This window comes from Variovorax sp. 679 (assembly GCF_003952185.1).
GTDB lineage: Bacteria > Pseudomonadota > Gammaproteobacteria > Burkholderiales > Burkholderiaceae_C > Variovorax.
In genome coordinates this window covers 270,728-287,810 of record NZ_RXFS01000005.1, presented here as the reverse complement: position 1 = coordinate 287,810, position 17,083 = coordinate 270,728, and the positions used below count along the sequence as shown (strand labels likewise).

The window sequence follows — 17,083 nt, the reverse complement described above, 5'->3', positions numbered from 1 at the left end:
CCGCTTCGTCAGCGCACGAAGTGCGGCGGTATCTGTGCGTCGACGTTCACCCACACGCTCTTCACCTGCGTGTATTCGCGCATCGCGTCGAAGCCCATCTCGCGGCCGTAGCCGCTCTGGCCGACGCCGCCAAAGGGCGAGCCGGGGTTCACGCGCTTGTAGCTGTTGATCCAGACCATGCCCGCGTGCAGGTCGCGCGCGACCTTGTGGGCGCGCTGCAGGTCGCGGGTCCACAGGCCGCTGCCGAGGCCGTAGTCGGTGCCGTTGGCGATCTGCATCGCCTCTTCGTCGGACTTGAAGGTGAGCACGGTGACGAAGGGGCCGAACACTTCTTCCTGCGCGACGCGGTCCTTGTACGACTTCGCGCGCATCACGGTGGGTTCGACGTAGCAGCCCTTCGCAAGATCGCCGTCTGGCGACTTGCCGCCTGCGAGCAGTTCGCCGCCCTCGCCCTGCGCCACGTCCACGTAGCTCAACACGCGCTCGCGGTGCTGCGCGCTGGTGAGCGGCCCCATCTCCGTCGCGTCGTCCAGCGGGTTGCCGAGGCGGATCGACTTGGCGAGCGGGATGAATTGGTCGAGGAATTCGTCGGCGATCCTCTCGTGCAGCATCAACCGCGAGCCCGCGATGCAGGCCTGCCCCTGGTTGTGGAAGATGGCCCACGCGCTGCCGTTGACGGCGGCCTGCAGGTTCGCGTCTTCGAACACGATGTTCGGCCCCTTGCCGCCGAGTTCGAGCTGCACCTTCTTCAGGTTGCCCGCGCTGGCCTGCACGATGCGCCGGCCTGTGGCGGTGCTGCCGGTGAAGGCGATCTTCGCGATCTCCGGATGCTCCGCGATGTACTGGCCCGCCACGCTGCCCAGCCCCGGCAGCATGTTGACCACGCCGGGCGGCAGGCCGGCCTCGGCCATCAGCTCGGCGATGCGCAGCGAACTCAGCGGCGTGATCTCCGCGGGCTTCATCACGATGCAGTTGCCGGCTGCGAGCGCGGGCGCCATCTTCCAGCTGGTGAACATCAGCGGGAAGTTCCACGGCACCACCTGGCCGACGATGCCGACGGGCTCGCGCAGCGTGTAGTTGAGAAAGCCCTCTTCCACAGGGATGGTCTCGCCCTGGAACTTGTCGGCCATGCCGCCGAAGTAGCGGAAGCACGCGGCCGTGCGCGGCACGTCGAGCCGGCGCGAATCGCGGATCGGGTGGCCGGTGTCCAGCGATTCGAGGCGCGCGAGTTCTTCGGCGTTGGCTTCGATGAGGTCGGCGAGCTTCAGCAGGATGCGGCCCCGGTCTGCGGCGGCCATGCGGCTCCACTTGGGAAACGCGCGCTTCGCCGCGGCCACGGCCTTGTCGACGTCGGCCTTGCCCGCGAGCGCAACATCGACGATGGGCGTGTTGTCGTGCGGATTCAGCGTGGCGAGGGTCTCGCCGGATTCGGCGTCGACGAAGCGGCCGTCGATGAAGAGCTGGTGGCGGATGGCGGAAGCAGGCATGAGTTTCCTCTCCCTCCCCATGCGGGGAGAGTTGGATGAATAGGCGGCGGGGAAAGAGAGGAAGACCAGTCAGAACTGGACCGGGATCTCCGGGCTCTCGCCCTTCTGGATCTCGTACACCAGGCTCGGCGAGCCGTTCTCCCACACCAGCAGCATCGAGCGCTTGGGGCTGAAGCCCTGGTGGCGGCAGTAGGCAGGCATGGCGGCCATATCGCCGGCCTTCATGACCACGCGGGCCATGGGCCTGCCGGTGTTCTTGTCGCCGCAGTCCCAGTGGATCTCGTCGGTCATCTGGAAGAACCACTCGACGCGGTCGTTGCCGTGGATGATCGGCAGGATGTGCTCCTCGGTCGTCGGGCACATGTAGCTGTGCTTCACCACCGAGGTGAAGCTCGGGTTCCACGTGACCTGCGAGCGGCTCAGGAAGCCGAAGAGATTGAAGGCGTGCACCTCGTTCTCGAAGCCGGGCTCGGGGTGCAGCTCGGGCTGGCCCTGCGGCACGTCGGCGAAGGCGCGGTTGACGGGCGCGCCGCGCTCGTCGCTGCGCAGGTCGAGGTCGCCCTTCAGGCCCACGCAGCGCTTGGCGAGCTCGCGCGCCCTCGTGATCTTGGCGGTGTTGTTGCCATTCTTGCGGCCGTAGGGCGAGCCGGTTTCCTGCGGCGCGGCGAAGGGGTCGAAGCTCTCGTTGGTCCAGTCGTCGAGCATGGCCTCGAAGGTGGCGCGGATCTGGGCGGTCGGGAAGTTCTCGAGCAGGTCGATGCCGGCGTCCTTCATGGTGCCGTTGAAGCTGCCTGCATACAGGTCGACCGACTCGTAGTGGTTGACGGTGCCGAACACGTCGTCGAAGTTGACCCAGCCGTAGAAGAAGCCCCAGGCCACGTCGCGCATCAGTGCACGCAGGTAGCTGCCGGCGTCCATGGTGTGGCTCATGGGGCGGCCATCACGGGTCTTCCAGCCGATGTGCACGAAGTATTCGTCGCGATGGAAGCTGAAGCTGCCGAGCGTGAAGTCCTTGTAGCCGAGCGTGGCGTCGGGCTGCGACGCGATCACCTTGGCGAGTTCTGCGGGTGCGTTCATGGTGTGGCTCCTGTGTTCGATGCGCTCAGTGCGATTGGCAGATGTCGGCCCACTTTTCCACCGAGAGATCGCCCTTGCAGCTCTGGAGAACAATCACACCGGGCTCGCCTGCGGCGCGGAACTGGTAGGCGGTGTTCTTCGGCAGCAGGCCCTGGTGGCCGCGGGAGAGCTTCATCCAGCCCATCTTCTTGCCCTTAGGCTCGCCCTTCACGAGCACGGCGCCGTTCTTTTCCTTGTCGGCCACCGTCTGGCTGTCGTCGAGCTGCACGAGGTGCACTTCGACGTCGCCGTCCATCACGAGCGCGAACTCGTCGTGCGCGCAGGTGTACCAGGGCGAAGTGCCTTCGGCGCGCAGCGTCTCCAGCACGTAGATCTGGTTCTGGCCGAACACGACCTTCTCGTAGGGCTTGCTGATGCTGGCGATCTCGAAGCAGTTGGAGAACGCGTAGTGGCGAACGTCGTCGTCGATGGGCTCGACGTGGCCCTTCTCGAAGTGCTTGAGGGAACCGAAGCGGGTCTTGTAGGTTGCGCTGGAATTGGTGGCTGGCATGGCTTGTCTCCTTGGATGAGCGAACTCTAGGAGCCAAGCGACTGCGCCGGTAGGGACCAGTTTGGAAGAGGATTATTCGGAGCTTCCGAATAATCGCTGGGGTTTACCCCTGTTCGACCTGCTCACCACGAGCACGCCATCGAGCTTGTTCGCGAGACGCCGCGGAACCGGCTTTGCCGGGCCGCAGGCGTCGCCCCCGGCGAGGGGGTTGGAGAAGCGACACGAAGTGCGCGAAGCCTGGGGGAGTATTCATTTCAACCGCTCGAGCGGCTGAACTCGATGAGTTCGGCGGGGATCAGGCCGCGCTCGATCAGCGTCGCATCCCACGGCGGCACGCGCGTGAAGCGGGTCGCGATGTGCTCGATGAACAGGCGCAGCTTCAGCGCATTGCGCGAGGTGCCCGCATACACCGCGCTCAGCGAGAACGACGACAGCTGGTGATCGGCCAGCACCACGCTGAGTTCGCCCCGCGCGATGGCGTCGCCCGCCACCAGCGTGGGCAGGCAGACGATGCCCGCATGCTCCAGCGCATATTCGCGCAGCAGGTGCACGCTGTTGGTCAGCAGCGCCGCCGCCAGGTAGATGGTGGTCTGCTCGCCCTGGTGGTGGAAAGTCCAGCGGTCGCGCGTGGGGTAGCCCGAGTAGAGGCCCAGCTTGTGCCGGTGCAGTTCGCGCGGCGTGCTTGGCGTGCCGTGCGCCTTCAGGTAGGCCGGCGTGGCGCAGAGCACGCGCCGCACAGGAAAGAGCGGTCTCGACACCAGCTCCTGCGAGGCCGCGGGAAAGATCTGCAGTGCGCAGTCGACGCCGGCCTTCACCGGATCGGCCACCGCGTCGCTCACGATCAGCTCGAGGTGGATGTCGGGGTAGGTCGTCTGGAACTCGCGCAACAGCGAAGCGAAGCGGCCCAGCACCATGCCGGTCAGCGCATGCACGCGCAGCGTGCCCGAGGGCGTGCCGCGCGCCTCGCGCATCTGGTCGACGATGCTGTCGGCGCGCACCACCAGCTCGGTGCAGTCGCGCAGGAAGGCCTGGCCCATGTCGCTGAGCCGGACCACGCGCGTACTGCGGTGGAACAGCGGCGCGCCCAGGAACTCCTCGAGCTGCTTGACCCGCGTGGTGACGACCGAATTGGCCACGCGCAGCTGCCGGGCGGCTTCGGCGAAGCTCTGGGTCTGCGCGACGCGAACGAAAGTTTCAATGCTTTGGAGGCGGTCCACGGCGGCACTGTACTGCGGGGCCGGCCGGCGCGGGGCGCCGAGCGGCGTTGCAGGCAAGCCTAAAGCCCGCGAAAGCCCCGTCATCCCTGTATCGGGGGGTTACCCGCCCCACTTACAATCCCTGCCGCATCACCCACCCCTACGAGGTCTTGTCCGCAATGCCCAAGAGCCCCAGGCCACGCGCCCGTTTCAGCTTCTCTCCCACCGTGCGCGCCCTGCTCCTGGCCGCGGCCACCTGTGGCGTCGCGCTTCCCGCGCTGGCCGCCATCGAGCACGAGGAAGTCGACAAGCTCATGCAGGCCGGCAAGCTCGACGAGGCCATGACGAAGGCCGAAGCCTTCCTGAAGGACAAGCCGCGCGATCCGCAGATGCGCTTCCTCAAGGGCGTGATCCAGCTCGACACCGGCAAGCGCAACGAAGCCATCGCCGCCTTCACGCAGCTCACGCTCGACGCGCCCGAGCTGCCCGAGCCGTACAACAACCTCGCGGTGATCTACGCGAGCCAGAACCAGTTCGACAAGGCGCGCAGCGCGCTCGAGAGCGCGATCCGCACCAACCCCAGCTACGCCACCGCCCAGGAAAACCTCGGCGACGTGTATGCGCGGCTGGCCAGCCAGGCCTACAGCAAGGCGCTGCAGCTCGACCAGAACAACACGGCCGTGCAGCCGAAGCTGGCGGTGATCCGCACGCTCTTCACGCCGACGCCGCCCGGCGGCAAGCCGACGGCGCTGATCGCCTCCGCTGCTCCGGTGCCCGCTCCGGCCGCCAAGGCAACCCCGGCTCCCGCACCCGCCGCGCCACCGCCGCCCGCCAAGGTCGCGGCCGCACCGGCTCCGGTGGCCGCGGCGCCCAAGGCGCCGGAAGCAGCCCCTGCTCCCGCGCCCGCCCCGGCACCGGCGGCCAGCACGGCTGCCAACGCAGAAGTCGAATCGGCCGTGCGCGCCTGGGCTTCGGCCTGGGCCAGCCAGGACATGGACCGCTACCTCGCGGCCTACGGCTCCGACTTCGCACCCGCCGGCGGCCAGAGCCGCAAGAGCTGGGAAGAAGACCGCCGCGCGCGCATCGTCGGCAAGTCGAGCATCAGCGTGAACATCGAGAACCTCGCGATCAAGGTCGATGGCCAGAACGCGACGGCCAAGTTCCGCCAGATCTACCGCGCGGACAACCTCAACGTTTCGAGCCGCAAGACGCTGGACCTGCAGCGCTCCGGCAATCAATGGCACATTCGCAAGGAAAGCGTCGGCGGCTAGTGGCAGACATCGTCCGGCAGGGCCGGCTCCAGAATCCCCCGTTCCGCCTGCGTGGCGGGCAGCAATTGCTCGTGGCGCTGATGACCGCGTCGGCGCTGATGCTCGCGGCGCCCGGTGCCGCGCTGGCATCGAACAATGGCACCGGCAAGCCGGGCAGCGCCAAGACGAGCAGCAGCGGCGCCCACAAGGAAAAGACCAAGGTCAAGGCCGCGGCAAGCAACGGCCGCTCCACGGCACGAGCCGGCACGACCGGCCGCTCTTCCTCCGCCAAGGAAGCCCGCGGGGCCCGAAGCAAGAAGGGCGCAGTGGAAGCCCGGACGGCAGTCGCCGCGGCAGCAGCGACTTCGGCCACAGCCGCGACGGCGGCACGAGCCACGCGCAAGCCCGCATCGGCGGGCGCCATCCAGGAAGCCAGCAACGCCGAAGCACGCCTGATCGCGGTCTATGAGATGTTCGGCCGCGGCCAGACCCGCCCCGCGCTGGCCAAGGCGCGCGACCTGGTGCGCGACTACCCGAACTTCCAGCTCGCACAGCTCGTCTACGGCGACCTGCTCGCGGCGCAGCTGCCGCCGTCGAATGCCCTGCCCGACTCCGCCAGCATCGCGAAGATGCGCGGCAACCCGGCCATGGCCGAACTGCACGAGGAATCGAAGCGCCGCCTGCAGGCCCTGCGCGAACGCCCGCCGGCCAACACCGTGCCGTCGCAGTTCCTGGCGCTGTCCACCCGCAGCCGCTACGCGATCGCCGTCGACGCCTCGCGCTCGCGGCTGTACCTGTTCGAGAACTCGGACAAGGGCCTGAAGCTCACGGCCGACTACTACATCTCGGTCGGCAAGTCGGGCACCGACAAGGTCACCGAAGGCGATGCCCGCACGCCGCTGGGCGTGTACTACATCACCAGCAGCCTCGATCCGAAGTCGCTGAAGGACTTCTACGGCGCGGGCGCCCTGCCCATCAACTACCCCAACCCGTACGACGTGCGGCGCGGCAAGACCGGCGGCGGCATCTGGCTGCACGGCACTCCGCCGCAGCAGTTCGCCCGGGCACCGCTGGCAAGCGACGGCTGCGTGGTCATGGCAAACCCGGATCTGAAGCAGCTTTTGCGAAAAGTGCAAATTGGCGCCACCCCGGTGGTGACCGCGCGCAGCCTGCAATGGATTTCGCAACCGCAGGCAGAAAAAGAAGCACAGTCAATTACAAGTGCTATCACCGGCTGGAAAGATGCCCGGGCCAATGGAAATGAAGCGCAATTGAAGAAATTCTATTTGCCCGATTTCCAGCGCATCAGCAATAAAAAAGCAGCCGAGGGAATTTCAATCGTCGACGACGAAGTGAAATACGCGCAGGGCAAGCGCGTGCAACTCAAGGACATGTCGTACCTGCACTGGCGGGACGGCGACGACACCATGGTCGTTACCTTCGGCGAAGTGTTCGAAGGCGAGAAGAGCGGACGCTCCCGGCGCCAGTACTGGTTACGCCAGGGTAGCGACTGGAAGCTCTTCCACGAAGAAATCCTGGGCTGAGGCCCGGTCGAAGCCCTCCCGGCAGCGAGGTCACCCCCTCAAACTCGTGACTTTTTGCTCACGGGAATGGGCTTTCTTGAGTGTTACATCTGCCCCTGCGGGGCCTGTGCTACGTAACACGTAACGCATTTGTTCCCGTAACAACCCTGCCCCGCGCGTTCCCTGCGGCGTAACGTCACATCCCCCCTTCATGGGAGGCGCCATGTGGCCCACAGAGGGAAAAATCCGTTTCCAGACTGTTAACCAGCCGCCAAGGGTTTCCCTGGCTTCGGCTGGCAGGAGGCTGGCCGCCATCCTGCTTTACCTCTTTTGGCTAGCACACCCTGACGAAAGTCTTGCGGGTTTGTCTTGTTGATACACGGAGTTACGCTGTATAACATCCACCTTGCAAGCCTTTGTTAACACTTCCTGAAAGGGGAAATCATGCATAGCTCAATACGGCATTTTTTGCACGATGAAGAAGGCGCAACCGCAATTGAATACGGAATTATTGCGGGCCTTATTTCGATCGCGATCGTCACCGTTCTTTCCGGAAATACCGGCCTCGGCAGCAAGTTGTCGAGTGTCTTTACCTATATCACGGACAAGCTGGCCGCCATCTCGATGACCTGATCGATACGTTAGTTCTCACAACTTCCTGTCGATTCTCGAAATCACGTTTCAACATTTCCCCTGTCGTTTTTCGGTTGTCCCCTCTGAAAGGTCCATCATGCGTAACTCCATCATCCGTTTCCTCCGCGACGAAGAAGGCGCCACCGCCATCGAGTACGGGATCATCGCGGGGCTGATCTCCATCGCGATCGTCACCGTTCTCTCCGGCAACACCGGTCTCGGCTCGAAGCTCTCGGGCATCTTCACCTACATCACCGGCAAGCTGGTTGTCCCGACGACCTGAGCATCCGAACCAGTGATGCGATTGGCGTGTTTGCTGTGGTTGCTGTTCGTCGCCGTGTATGACTTCCGTCAACGCCGCGTCCCCAACTGGCTCGTGCTTGCCGGTGCCGCAGTGGCGCTGGCGGCACTTGCCCTCGGGATGCAGCCCTTCGGCCTCGACTGGACCACGGCACTCACCGGCGCGGCCGCTGGATTCGGCTTCCTGCTGCTCGTTTACGCCATCGGCTACATGGGAGCGGCCGACGTGAAATTCGCAGGCGCGCTCGGACTCTGGGTCGGCCTGCCCGCGCTGTTGCCGATCTGGGTCGGTGCCAGCCTGCTGGCCGGACTTCACAGCGCGCTCTGGCTTGCGCTGCAGCGCTGGCCCTTCTCTCCCCGGCTTGCACTGATGCTGCACGGCCCCGCCTCTTCAGGCCCCTCTTCGTCCGCCGTCGAGACCGATGGCGGCGCCGCGCCGAAGCGCAGGCGCATCGTTCCCTACGCGGCTTATCTCGCCATGGCCACTGCGGTCTGGATGGTCTGGGGGCGACAGAGTTAGCAGTTCACTGCCTCTGTCACTGCGGGTCATCCATCTCTCAATTCACACGATCGCTTGCCCCCACTCTTTCATCCGCCGCCCATGATCAACATCACGAAAATCATCGCCGCCGTCCTCGTGCTCCTGGCCATCGCGCTCGGAGGCTATGCGTGGATGCTGAGCCGGCAGGCTCCCGCACCGGCCGTGGCGGCCGCGAACCCCGCCGCCGCGCCCACCAAGGCGCGGGAGGTGCTGGTCTATCCGGTGGTGGTAGCGGCCAAGTCCCTGCCCGCGGGCGAGGCGATTCCCGCCGACGCGCTGCGCGTGGAGCGCCTCACGATCAATCCGGTCGGCGCCTTCCAGGACGTGAATGTCGCCGTGGGCCGCGTGCCGGTGCTGGACCTCGCCGAAGGCACGCCCGTGATGGAGAACCAGCTGGTGTCGGGCCTGGCCACGCGCATCGACGAAGGCGAGCGCGCCGTCGCGATCAAGGCGGACGAGGTCATGGGCGTGGGCAACAAGATCCAGCCCGGCGATTTCGTCGACGTGTTCATCACACTCAAGTCGGACGGCAAGGACGTGGACCGCAGCCAGGCGCGCCTGCTGCTCGCACGCAAGCGGGTGCTGGCCTTCGGCAACGCCTCGGTCGACGGCATGCCGTCGAAGTCGCCGGACAAGGCTGCCCAGCAAGCGCAGCGCAACGACCAGGCACGCACCGCCGTGCTCGCCGTGCCGATCGACGAAGTGAACCGGTTGACCATCGGCGACGCCAGCGGCCGGCTGATGCTCGCGCTGCGCAATCCGGCGGACAAGTCGGAGCCCGATCCCAGGCTCTTCGCGGAACTGCCCACGGCTCTGCAGCCGGTGCAGGCCAAGGCGGGCGAAGCGCGCCGCGGCCCGCTCGAAGGCCTGGACCGCGCACAGGCCGGGCTCACCGCCGCCGACCTCGTCACCGGCGGCAAGGGTCCCGCTGTCCGCCCGCTGGCCACGGAGGTCCGCGCAGTCTCCGGAACCCCGCGAGCCGCAGGGTCCGCGCGAAGCGGCGGACTCCAGGTCGAGGTCATTCGCGGTGAACGCAGCGAAACCGTGAGTTACTGAGCCGACGCCAGCCAGCCGCCACCAGACACAGGTCACCCAGGAAAAACAAATGCATCACACGCCTCGCGAGTTGTCGACCCGTGCCGCTCGCCGTTCCAGAGATCTCAGCGATGTCGCGCCCAGGCTGCTGCGCTCATCGCTGATCGCCGCATTCGCGATGTCGCAAGCCATCTGGCCGATGGCCGTGACCGCCGCCGACGCGCAGGGAACAGGAACACGGCCGCAATTCCAGCCGCCGCGCTCGCTGGCGCTTGCCGCGGGCGCGCAGCAGGAGTTGCTGGTCGACAAGGGCATCGACCGCATGGCCATCGGCAACGAGGCCGTGGCCGGCGTCACCATCACCCGCAAGACGCCGAACTCGCCGGCCGCGCGGCTGATCGTGACCGGCAAGGCAGCGGGGCGCACCACGCTGATGGTCTGGGAAAAAGGCAACACCGCCGCGACCACTTACGAGATCGAAGTACGGCGCGCCACGGCCAACGTCACCGGCACCGTGGACAACATGGCCGCGCACCAGGCGCAGCGGACCGCGGCACTGGCCAGCCTGCCGCCCGGCGCCGAGAAGACCGACCTCATCGACCGCTCGGTCGTGAACGTGCGCAGCAGCACCGTCCAGGTCGAAGTGAAGGTGGTGGAGTTCAACCGCAGCGTGCTCAAGCAGGCCGGGCTGAACATCTTCAGCACGCGCGCCAACTCGAGCGGATTCAGCTTCGGCGTGTTCACGCCCTCGTCGCTCGGCAAGACCACCTTCTCGAGCAACGGGAGCATCAGCGGCGAATACAGCAACCCGGTAACGCAGGCCTTCGATCTTCTCTTCAACTTCGGCAAGGCCGGCATCGGCATCAACATGGGCTTCCTCGAAGGCAACGGCATGGCCCGCGTGCTGGCCGAACCCACTCTGGTGGCGCTGTCGGGCCAGAGCGCGAGCTTCCTGGCCGGCGGCGAGCTGCCGATCCCCGTGCCGCAGGGCCTGGGTACGACGAGCATCGAATACAAGCCCTTCGGCATCGGCCTCACGCTCACGCCCACCGTGCTGTCGAACGACCGCATCGTGCTGAAGGTGGCGCCGGAGGCCAGCGACCTCGACTACACCAACGCACTGAGCCTGAACGGCGTCGCGGTGCCGGCGATCACCACGCGCCGCGCCGACACCACCGTCGAGCTGGGCGACGGCGAGAGCTTCATCATCGGCGGCCTCGTTAGCCGCACCACCACCTCGAACGCTGACAAGGTGCCGCTGCTGGGCGACCTGCCGATCCTGGGCGCCTTCTTCAGCAAGAACAACTACCAGATGAAGGAGAAGGAACTGGTGATCCTGGTCACGCCGCACCTGGTCAAGCCCATCGCGCGCGGCACCGACCTCACACCGTATCTGCCCGGCACCGCCGAACAGCGCGACGGCGCCGTGTGGCGCTCGTACTTCCTCGGCGGCGCGGCCGACACCGCCGTTCCCGGCTTCTCCCGCTGACGGCAACCCGATGACCCGGACCATGCATCGCAGGCTGGCACCATGAACGCACCACGCGACAGCATCCCCGAGACAGGCAGCGAGACCTATCTGTTCGCGTCGAGCAACGGCGGCCACATCACGTGGCTGACTGACGCGCTCGGCACCCTCGGCTCCGTGGTGGTACTGCCCCCGGACACGAAGTCGATCGACGAACGCATCGCCCTGCTGGGGCCGGTGGCGGTCTTCATCGACTTCTCGCCCGACCAGGGCGCCACCGCCAGCCAGCTCCACCAGCGCCTCAAGCGCGACTGGCCCACGCTGCCCGTGCTCGCCACCGGCGTGTCGGCCGAGCCGGCCGCCATGCTCTCGGCCCTGCGCGCGGGCGTGGACGACTTCATCGACATGGCCGCACCACCCACGGAAGCCGTGGTGACGCTGCGCACGCTGCTCGAACGACGCAGCACGCTGCAGGGCGGCACGCGCGGCAGCACGCTGGCGCTGCTGGGCGCACGCGCCGGCCTCGGCGTGACCACGCTGGCCACCAGCCTTTCGCTGTCGCTGAACGACCAGCTCACGCAGGCGCCGCAGCGCCCGCCGGGCCGCAGCTCGCGCCACGGCGTGGCCCTGCTCGACCTGGGCCTGCCCGCGCGCGACGGCCTGCTCTATCTCGACACGCAAAGCGGCTTCAGCTTCGTCGACGGCGTGCGCAACCTGCGCCGGCTCGACCAGACGCTGCTGCACACCGCGCTCGCCCATCACACCAGCGGCGTGGCCATCCTGCCGCTGCCCGCGAGCCTGGCGCAGGTGCGCGAGATCTCGCACGCCGACTCCGTCTCGCTGATCAAGCGCCTGGCCGACTTCTTCGACTTCCAGATCGCGGACCTCGGCGGCTTCTCGACCATCGACTTCATGGCGCAGACGGTGCGCGAGGCGCAGCAGGCGTGGGTGGTGTGCGACCAGAGCATCGGCGGCATCGTTTCCACGGCCAACATGCTGAAGGAGCTGCGCGCGCGCGGCGTCGAGACCGAGCGCCTGTCGCTGGTGGTGAACAAGTTCGACAGCCACGTAGGCCTGTCGGCCAAGGACATCGCCGAGCGGCTCGAGCTGCCGCTGCGGCACGTGCTGCCCGCGCGCAGCGCACAACTTCTTGCCGCCGCAAGCCGCGGCGAGATGCTGGTGCGCACCGCGCGCAGCGACCCCTATGCGCAGGCCGTGACGGGACTCGCCCGCAGCCTGCACCAGGAATACATGTCTGCCACGGGCCAACCCCCGGCCAAGGATCCACGCTGGGTTGCGCTCATGTCGCAGGTCACCGGCCTCTGGAAGAGTTCACACGAAGGTTGAGCCCATGTCCACCGATATCGAATTTGCCGACGACGACCAGGCGTTCATCAACTCCCAGCAGTTCCAGGACATCAAGAGCTGGACGCACGACCACCTGCTCAGCCGCATCGAGGAGCTGGGCGCGGAGTTCGGCCGCTGGTCGCGCGCATCGATCCAGCAGTTCGTCGAACTGGAGGTCGACAGCTTCGTGCGCCTGCGCCGCGTGCCGATCAACGACCGCGAAATGCAGCTCATCTCCGATGCGCTCACGAAGGAGCTCGCAGGCTTTGGCCCGCTGGAAGACCTGCTCAACGACCCGGCCGTGGAAGACATCCTGATCAACGGCTACCAGAACGTGTACGTGTCACGCCACGGCGTTCTGGAGCGCGAGACGGTGCGCTTCGCGGACTCCGAGCACGTGATGCGCATCGTGCGCCGCATCCTCGCACCGCTGGGCCGCCGGCTCGACGAGTCGAACCCGATGGTCGACGCGCGCCTGCCCGACGGCGGCCGCATCAACGTGATCATCGAGCCGCTGGCCATCGACGGCCTGTCGGTGTCGATCCGCAAGTTCCGCAAGGAGCCGCTCACGCCGGCCGACCTGGTGAAGCTGGGCACCTTCGATGCGGGCATGGCGCAGCTGCTCGAGATCGCGGTGCGCGCGCGCTGCAACGTCCTGGTCAGCGGCGGCACCAGCTCGGGCAAGACCTCGCTGCTGAACGCGCTGGCGAGCTTCATCCCGGCGCGCGAGCGCGTCATCACCATCGAGGACACGGCCGAGCTGTCGCTGGGCACCAGCCACGTGGTGCGGCTCGAGAGCCGTCCCGGGGGCTTCGACGGCCAGGGTGTGGTGTCGATCCGCGACCTGCTTCGCAACAGTCTGCGCATGCGGCCCGACCGCATCATCGTGGGCGAGGTGCGCGGCGCCGAAGTCATCGAGATGATGCAGGCCATGAACACCGGCCACGAGGGCTCGATGGGCACCATCCACGCGAGCTCGCCGCGCGAATGCCTCTATCGCCTGGAGATGCTCGCGGGCTTCGCCGGCTACCAGGGCAGCGAAGTGAGCCTGCGCCGGCAGATCGCCAACGCCATCGACTTCATCGTGCAGATCGGACGGCTGTCGAACGGGCAGCGCCGCATCATCTCGCTGAGCGAAGTCACCGGCGTCAACGACAACGTGGTGGCGATGCAGGAGCTGTACCGCTACGAGCCCATCGCCTCGCCCGACGGCGAGGAGCGCGACCGCTGGGTGTCGCTGGGTATCGCGCCGCACTCGCCGAAGATCACGCGCTTCCGCCAGTCGCTGCAGCGCGCATCGCAGCATGGAGGCGACAACCGTGCATGAGGCCCTGCTCATCGCGCTCTGCATCGCGCTGCTGATGGCGGCCGCGGGGCTGTTGCTGTGGCAGTGGGCGAAGAACAGGCAGGTGCGGCTGGCGACGGAGCGGCATCTGGACCAGCAGATACAGGCAACTGCTGCTGCCGGCACGAACGCGACGCCGATACCGATGCCGCTGCGGGACCTTGCCAGCGACGGCCTCGTCTCCGGCCTCACCACCGACCCCTGGCTCGACGGCGAGGCGGCATCCGCCGCCCCCGTCAGCACCAGCCTGATCGAGCGCGCGATCCCCGGCTGGATGGTGGGCGTGATCGAGCCGCGCACCATCGTCTTCGCGCTGGGCGTCATTGCCGGCGTCTGCCTGCTGGTCGGCGTTCTCGTGGGGGCGCTCGCCGCGCTGGGGGTGCTGTTCCTGCTGGTGCTGATGGCGAGCTTCGTCCTGTGGCTGCAGCTGCAGAAGTTCCGCCGCAAGCTGATCCACCAGCTTCCCGGCTACATCGACGCGATGGTGCGGCTGATCACCATCGGCAACTCCACGCAGGCCGCGTTCCAGCTGGCGATCGCGACCACGCAGGCGCCGCTGCGCGGCCACCTTGAGCGCTCGGCGGCGCTGGTGCGCGCGGGCATGGACCTCGACCGCGCGCTGCACCAGACGGCCTCCAGCGTGCGCATCGAGGAACTGTACCTGCTGGCCGCGATCCTGGGCCTGGGCGTGCGCTACGGCGGCCGCGCCGACCTGCTGCTGGAGCGCGTCGGCAACTTCATGCGCGACCGCGAACAGGCGGAGCAGGAGCTCAACGCCCTGTCCGCGGAGACACGCCTGTCGGCCTGGATCCTGGGCCTGCTGCCGGTGGGCGTGGGCGCCTTCCTGATCCTCACCAACCCCGGCTACTTCATGGGGATGTGGAACGACGACACCGGCCGCATCCTGATCTTTTCCGCGCTGGGCTTGCAGCTGACGGGCGCGGCGCTCCTCTACCGGCTGGCGAGGCTGGCATGACATTGACGCCCAACCTGCTCGCCATCCTCAGTCTCGTGCTTCTGGCACTGGGCCTGCTGGTCGGCGCTGGAGCGCTCGTGGCGGCCGAACTGCGCCGCACGCGCAGCGGACAGATCATCGGCCGGGCGATCCGGCAGGCAGCCGTCGCGCCCGACCTCAAGTCCGCCACGGAAACTCCGGCGGACCCCGATGCGCCCTTCAAACCAGAACTGGACCTGCCGTTCCACTGGCTGGATTCGCGCGTCGGCCGGGCCCTGGTGGCGGACGAGGACCGCAACCTCATCGACCAGTGCGGCCTGCCGTCGAAGCGGGCCCAGCTGGTCTTCCTGGTCACACGGATCTCGCTCGCCTTCGTGCTCCCGCTGCTGGCGTACGTGTTCTGGAGCAGCGGTCACACGCAGGGCACCGTCACCATCGTGCTGACGGCAGCGGCGGCCATCGGATTCATGGCGCCCAAGTGGGTGCTGGGCCGTATCGCCGCCGGCCGGCGCGAACGTGCGGCCCGGGAGCTCCCGCTGTTCGTCGACCTGCTTCGGCTGCTGCAGGGCGTGGGCCTGAGCCTGGACCAGAGCCTGCAGATCATGGCGACCGATTTCTCGCACGTGCTGCGCGTGCTGGGCTACGAGCTGAGCATCGCCAACGCGCAATACAGCCAGGGCCGCACCCGCGAGCATTCACTGCATCGCCTCGCCACGCTGCACAAGAACGAGAACATGCGCGGCCTCGTCTCGCTGCTGGTGCAGGTCGACCGGCACGGCGGCGCGGTGCAGGAGCCGCTGCGCGTGTTCAGCGACCGGCTGCGCGAAAGCCGCCGCTCCGAATTGAAGGAACGCATCGGAAAGATCACCGTGAAGATGACCGGCGTCATGGTGACCACTCTGTTGCCGGCGCTGGTCATCGTCACCGCGGGGCCGGGCTTCATCGCGATATTCCGTTCACTGGGAGGCATCATCAAGTGAATACCGAAAACCTTCCCGCCTGCACGCACCGCGCCGGCCGCCTGCTGGCATGCGCCGTCGCCGCCATCGCCATCACCGGCTGCGGCGCGCTCAAGGACCAGTACGCCGCCAGCGCCGACGCCCAGCAGCGCGCCTCCGCCGAAGCTGCCGCCGACACCAAGGCCGGCGCCGCCGTCGACACCAAGGCCACCTACCTCAAGCTCGTCGAGCAGATGCAGAAGGAGGGCCTGTGGTTCGCCTCGCTCGCGCATATCGATGCGCTCGAACAGCGCTGGGGCGTGTCGCCCGAATCCACGCGCATGCGCGCCGATGCACTTCGCCAGGCCGGCCAGGCCGAAGCGAGCGGGCAGGCCTACAAGCGCCTCATGGGCACGCCGCTCGAAAGCGCCGGCTACCGGGGACTCGGCCTGCTGGCGGGCGCGCGCGGCAGCTATGCCGAAGCCGCGCAGCTGCTGAGGCAGGCGCAGCGCCTGACACCCACCGACGCTGGCCTGCTCAGCGACCTGGGCTACGCCAGCCTGCGCGCGGGCCAGGTCGCCGACGCCCGGCTGCCGCTGATGCAGGCGCTCCAGCTGCGCCCCGACAGCACGCAGGCCCTGTCCAACCTCGCGCTGTACCTTGAAGTCACGGACCAGGGCGAGCAGGCGAACAGGCTGATGGAAGCCAACCGCATGTCCCCGGCCGCCCGCGCGGCGGTGCGGGAGGCGGCACAGCAGCTTCGTGCGGGTGGCGTGACGCCGGCTCCAGTTGCCGTGCGCCCGCTTCCAGACACGACCACACTTGCACGCGAAGAGCCGATGCAGCCGCCGCCGCTGATGCTCAAGGCATCGCGCTGGCCGGGCAACGGCGGCATCCGCACCGCCAGCCAGCTCAATCCGTCCACCGCTGACACCGCCACCAGCGCCGCGGCGGCTTCCATTTCGCCGAATTCGACTTCACGAGGCACTCCATGAGAAAAACATCCACGCCCCGTCTCGCCACGCTTTCGTCCGCATTCGGCCTTGCGGCCGCATTGATGACGGTTGCGCCCTCCGCGCTCGCGCAGCAACAGCAGCCGGCCCCGGCCAAGGCACAGGAGCCCGCCGCGGCGCCCGCGAGCACCATGACACCAGCGGCAACACCGGTTGCACCGCAAGGCCAGGAAGAGGCAGCGCAGGCCCAGGAGCCCGTCTACGAGCGGCTGCAGGTGGGCGACGCCACGCAGAGCCTGCTCGCATGGCAACGCAGCGGCGAGATCACGTCCGCCACGCCGCGGACCATTTCGGGCGATGTCGCGAACCGCAGCTACGAGCGCTACCTGAAGAGCTTCGAGTTCCCGATACCGGAGCGCATGACTTCCAGCGTCAAGCCGTCGTCGGGCGGCGGTGGTGGCGGCGGCGCCACGCCGAAGTAGGCA

17 protein-coding genes are annotated in these 17,083 nt (G+C 67.4%); 13 read left to right on the top strand and 4 right to left on the bottom strand.

The features are described 5' to 3' along the window. Positions 1–8: 8 nt before the first annotated feature. The 4 genes from EJO71_RS14565 to EJO71_RS14545 form a co-directional block, all read right to left on the bottom strand. Complete coding sequence (locus tag EJO71_RS14565; RefSeq protein ID WP_125949638.1) at positions 9–1,472, bottom strand: aldehyde dehydrogenase family protein; 1,464 nt, start codon at positions 1,470–1,472, stop codon at positions 9–11. An 84-nt stretch (positions 1,473–1,556) separates the two neighbouring features. Continuing rightward, positions 1,557–2,564 (bottom strand): hydroxyquinol 1,2-dioxygenase, encoded by a 1,008-nt coding sequence (locus EJO71_RS14560; RefSeq protein ID WP_125949384.1) that lies wholly within the window; start codon positions 2,562–2,564, stop codon positions 1,557–1,559. 25 nt (positions 2,565–2,589) lie between these two features. Then, positions 2,590–3,114: a hydroxyquinol 1,2-dioxygenase gene (locus EJO71_RS14555; RefSeq protein ID WP_125949385.1), complete on the bottom strand. Its 525-nt coding sequence runs from the start codon at positions 3,112–3,114 to the stop codon at positions 2,590–2,592. Between the two features lie 254 nt (positions 3,115–3,368). Further along, entirely contained in the window at positions 3,369–4,331 is a 963-nt protein-coding gene (locus EJO71_RS14545; protein ID WP_125949386.1) for a LysR family transcriptional regulator, read from the bottom strand. 158 nt (positions 4,332–4,489) lie between these two features. Here EJO71_RS14545 and EJO71_RS14540 point away from each other — a divergent pair, with 158 nt between their 5' ends. The 13 genes from EJO71_RS14540 (at position 4,490) to EJO71_RS14480 (ending at position 17,080) form a co-directional block, all read left to right on the top strand. Beyond that, a complete protein-coding gene (locus tag EJO71_RS14540) occupies positions 4,490–5,581 on the top strand; it encodes a nuclear transport factor 2 family protein (protein ID WP_125949387.1) in 1,092 nt (363 codons plus the stop codon). After that, on the top strand, positions 5,581–7,104 hold the full coding sequence (locus EJO71_RS14535) for a L,D-transpeptidase family protein (protein ID WP_240651397.1): 1,524 nt from the start codon (positions 5,581–5,583) through the stop codon (positions 7,102–7,104). The genes EJO71_RS14540 and EJO71_RS14535 overlap by 1 nt, the downstream gene beginning before the upstream one ends. 423 nt (positions 7,105–7,527) lie before the next feature. Continuing rightward, positions 7,528–7,716 (top strand): Flp family type IVb pilin, encoded by a 189-nt coding sequence (locus tag EJO71_RS14530; RefSeq protein WP_125949389.1) that lies wholly within the window; start codon positions 7,528–7,530, stop codon positions 7,714–7,716. Positions 7,717–7,813: 97 nt separating this feature from the next. Further along, entirely contained in the window at positions 7,814–7,999 is a 186-nt protein-coding gene (locus EJO71_RS14525) for a Flp family type IVb pilin (protein ID WP_116266962.1), read from the top strand. A 15-nt stretch (positions 8,000–8,014) separates the two neighbouring features. Next, the gene (locus EJO71_RS14520) at positions 8,015–8,536 is read left to right on the top strand and encodes an A24 family peptidase (RefSeq protein ID WP_125949390.1); all 522 of its coding nucleotides are present in this window, start codon (positions 8,015–8,017) and stop codon (positions 8,534–8,536) included. An 81-nt stretch (positions 8,537–8,617) separates the two neighbouring features. After that, positions 8,618–9,613: a Flp pilus assembly protein CpaB gene (gene cpaB, locus EJO71_RS14515; protein ID WP_125949391.1), complete on the top strand. Its 996-nt coding sequence runs from the start codon at positions 8,618–8,620 to the stop codon at positions 9,611–9,613. 49 nt (positions 9,614–9,662) lie between these two features. After that, complete coding sequence (locus tag EJO71_RS14510; protein WP_125949392.1) at positions 9,663–11,081, top strand: type II and III secretion system protein family protein; 1,419 nt, start codon at positions 9,663–9,665, stop codon at positions 11,079–11,081. A gap of 42 nt (positions 11,082–11,123) precedes the next feature. Further along, positions 11,124–12,407: a histidine kinase gene (locus EJO71_RS14505; protein WP_125949393.1), complete on the top strand. Its 1,284-nt coding sequence runs from the start codon at positions 11,124–11,126 to the stop codon at positions 12,405–12,407. 4 nt (positions 12,408–12,411) lie between these two features. After that, positions 12,412–13,734, top strand: coding sequence for a CpaF family protein (locus tag EJO71_RS14500; RefSeq protein WP_125949394.1), 1,323 nt, complete (start codon positions 12,412–12,414; stop codon positions 13,732–13,734). Beyond that, positions 13,712–14,728 (top strand): type II secretion system F family protein, encoded by a 1,017-nt coding sequence (locus EJO71_RS14495; protein ID WP_125949395.1) that lies wholly within the window; start codon positions 13,712–13,714, stop codon positions 14,726–14,728. The genes EJO71_RS14500 and EJO71_RS14495 overlap by 23 nt, the downstream gene beginning before the upstream one ends. Then, a complete protein-coding gene (locus tag EJO71_RS14490) occupies positions 14,725–15,687 on the top strand; it encodes a type II secretion system F family protein (RefSeq protein ID WP_125949396.1) in 963 nt (320 codons plus the stop codon). The genes EJO71_RS14495 and EJO71_RS14490 overlap by 4 nt, the downstream gene beginning before the upstream one ends. After that, entirely contained in the window at positions 15,684–16,640 is a 957-nt protein-coding gene (locus EJO71_RS14485; RefSeq protein WP_125949397.1) for a hypothetical protein, read from the top strand. The genes EJO71_RS14490 and EJO71_RS14485 overlap by 4 nt, the downstream gene beginning before the upstream one ends. Continuing rightward, the gene (locus EJO71_RS14480; protein WP_125949398.1) at positions 16,637–17,080 is read left to right on the top strand and encodes a DUF3613 domain-containing protein; all 444 of its coding nucleotides are present in this window, start codon (positions 16,637–16,639) and stop codon (positions 17,078–17,080) included. The genes EJO71_RS14485 and EJO71_RS14480 overlap by 4 nt, the downstream gene beginning before the upstream one ends. Positions 17,081–17,083 lie beyond the last annotated feature (3 nt).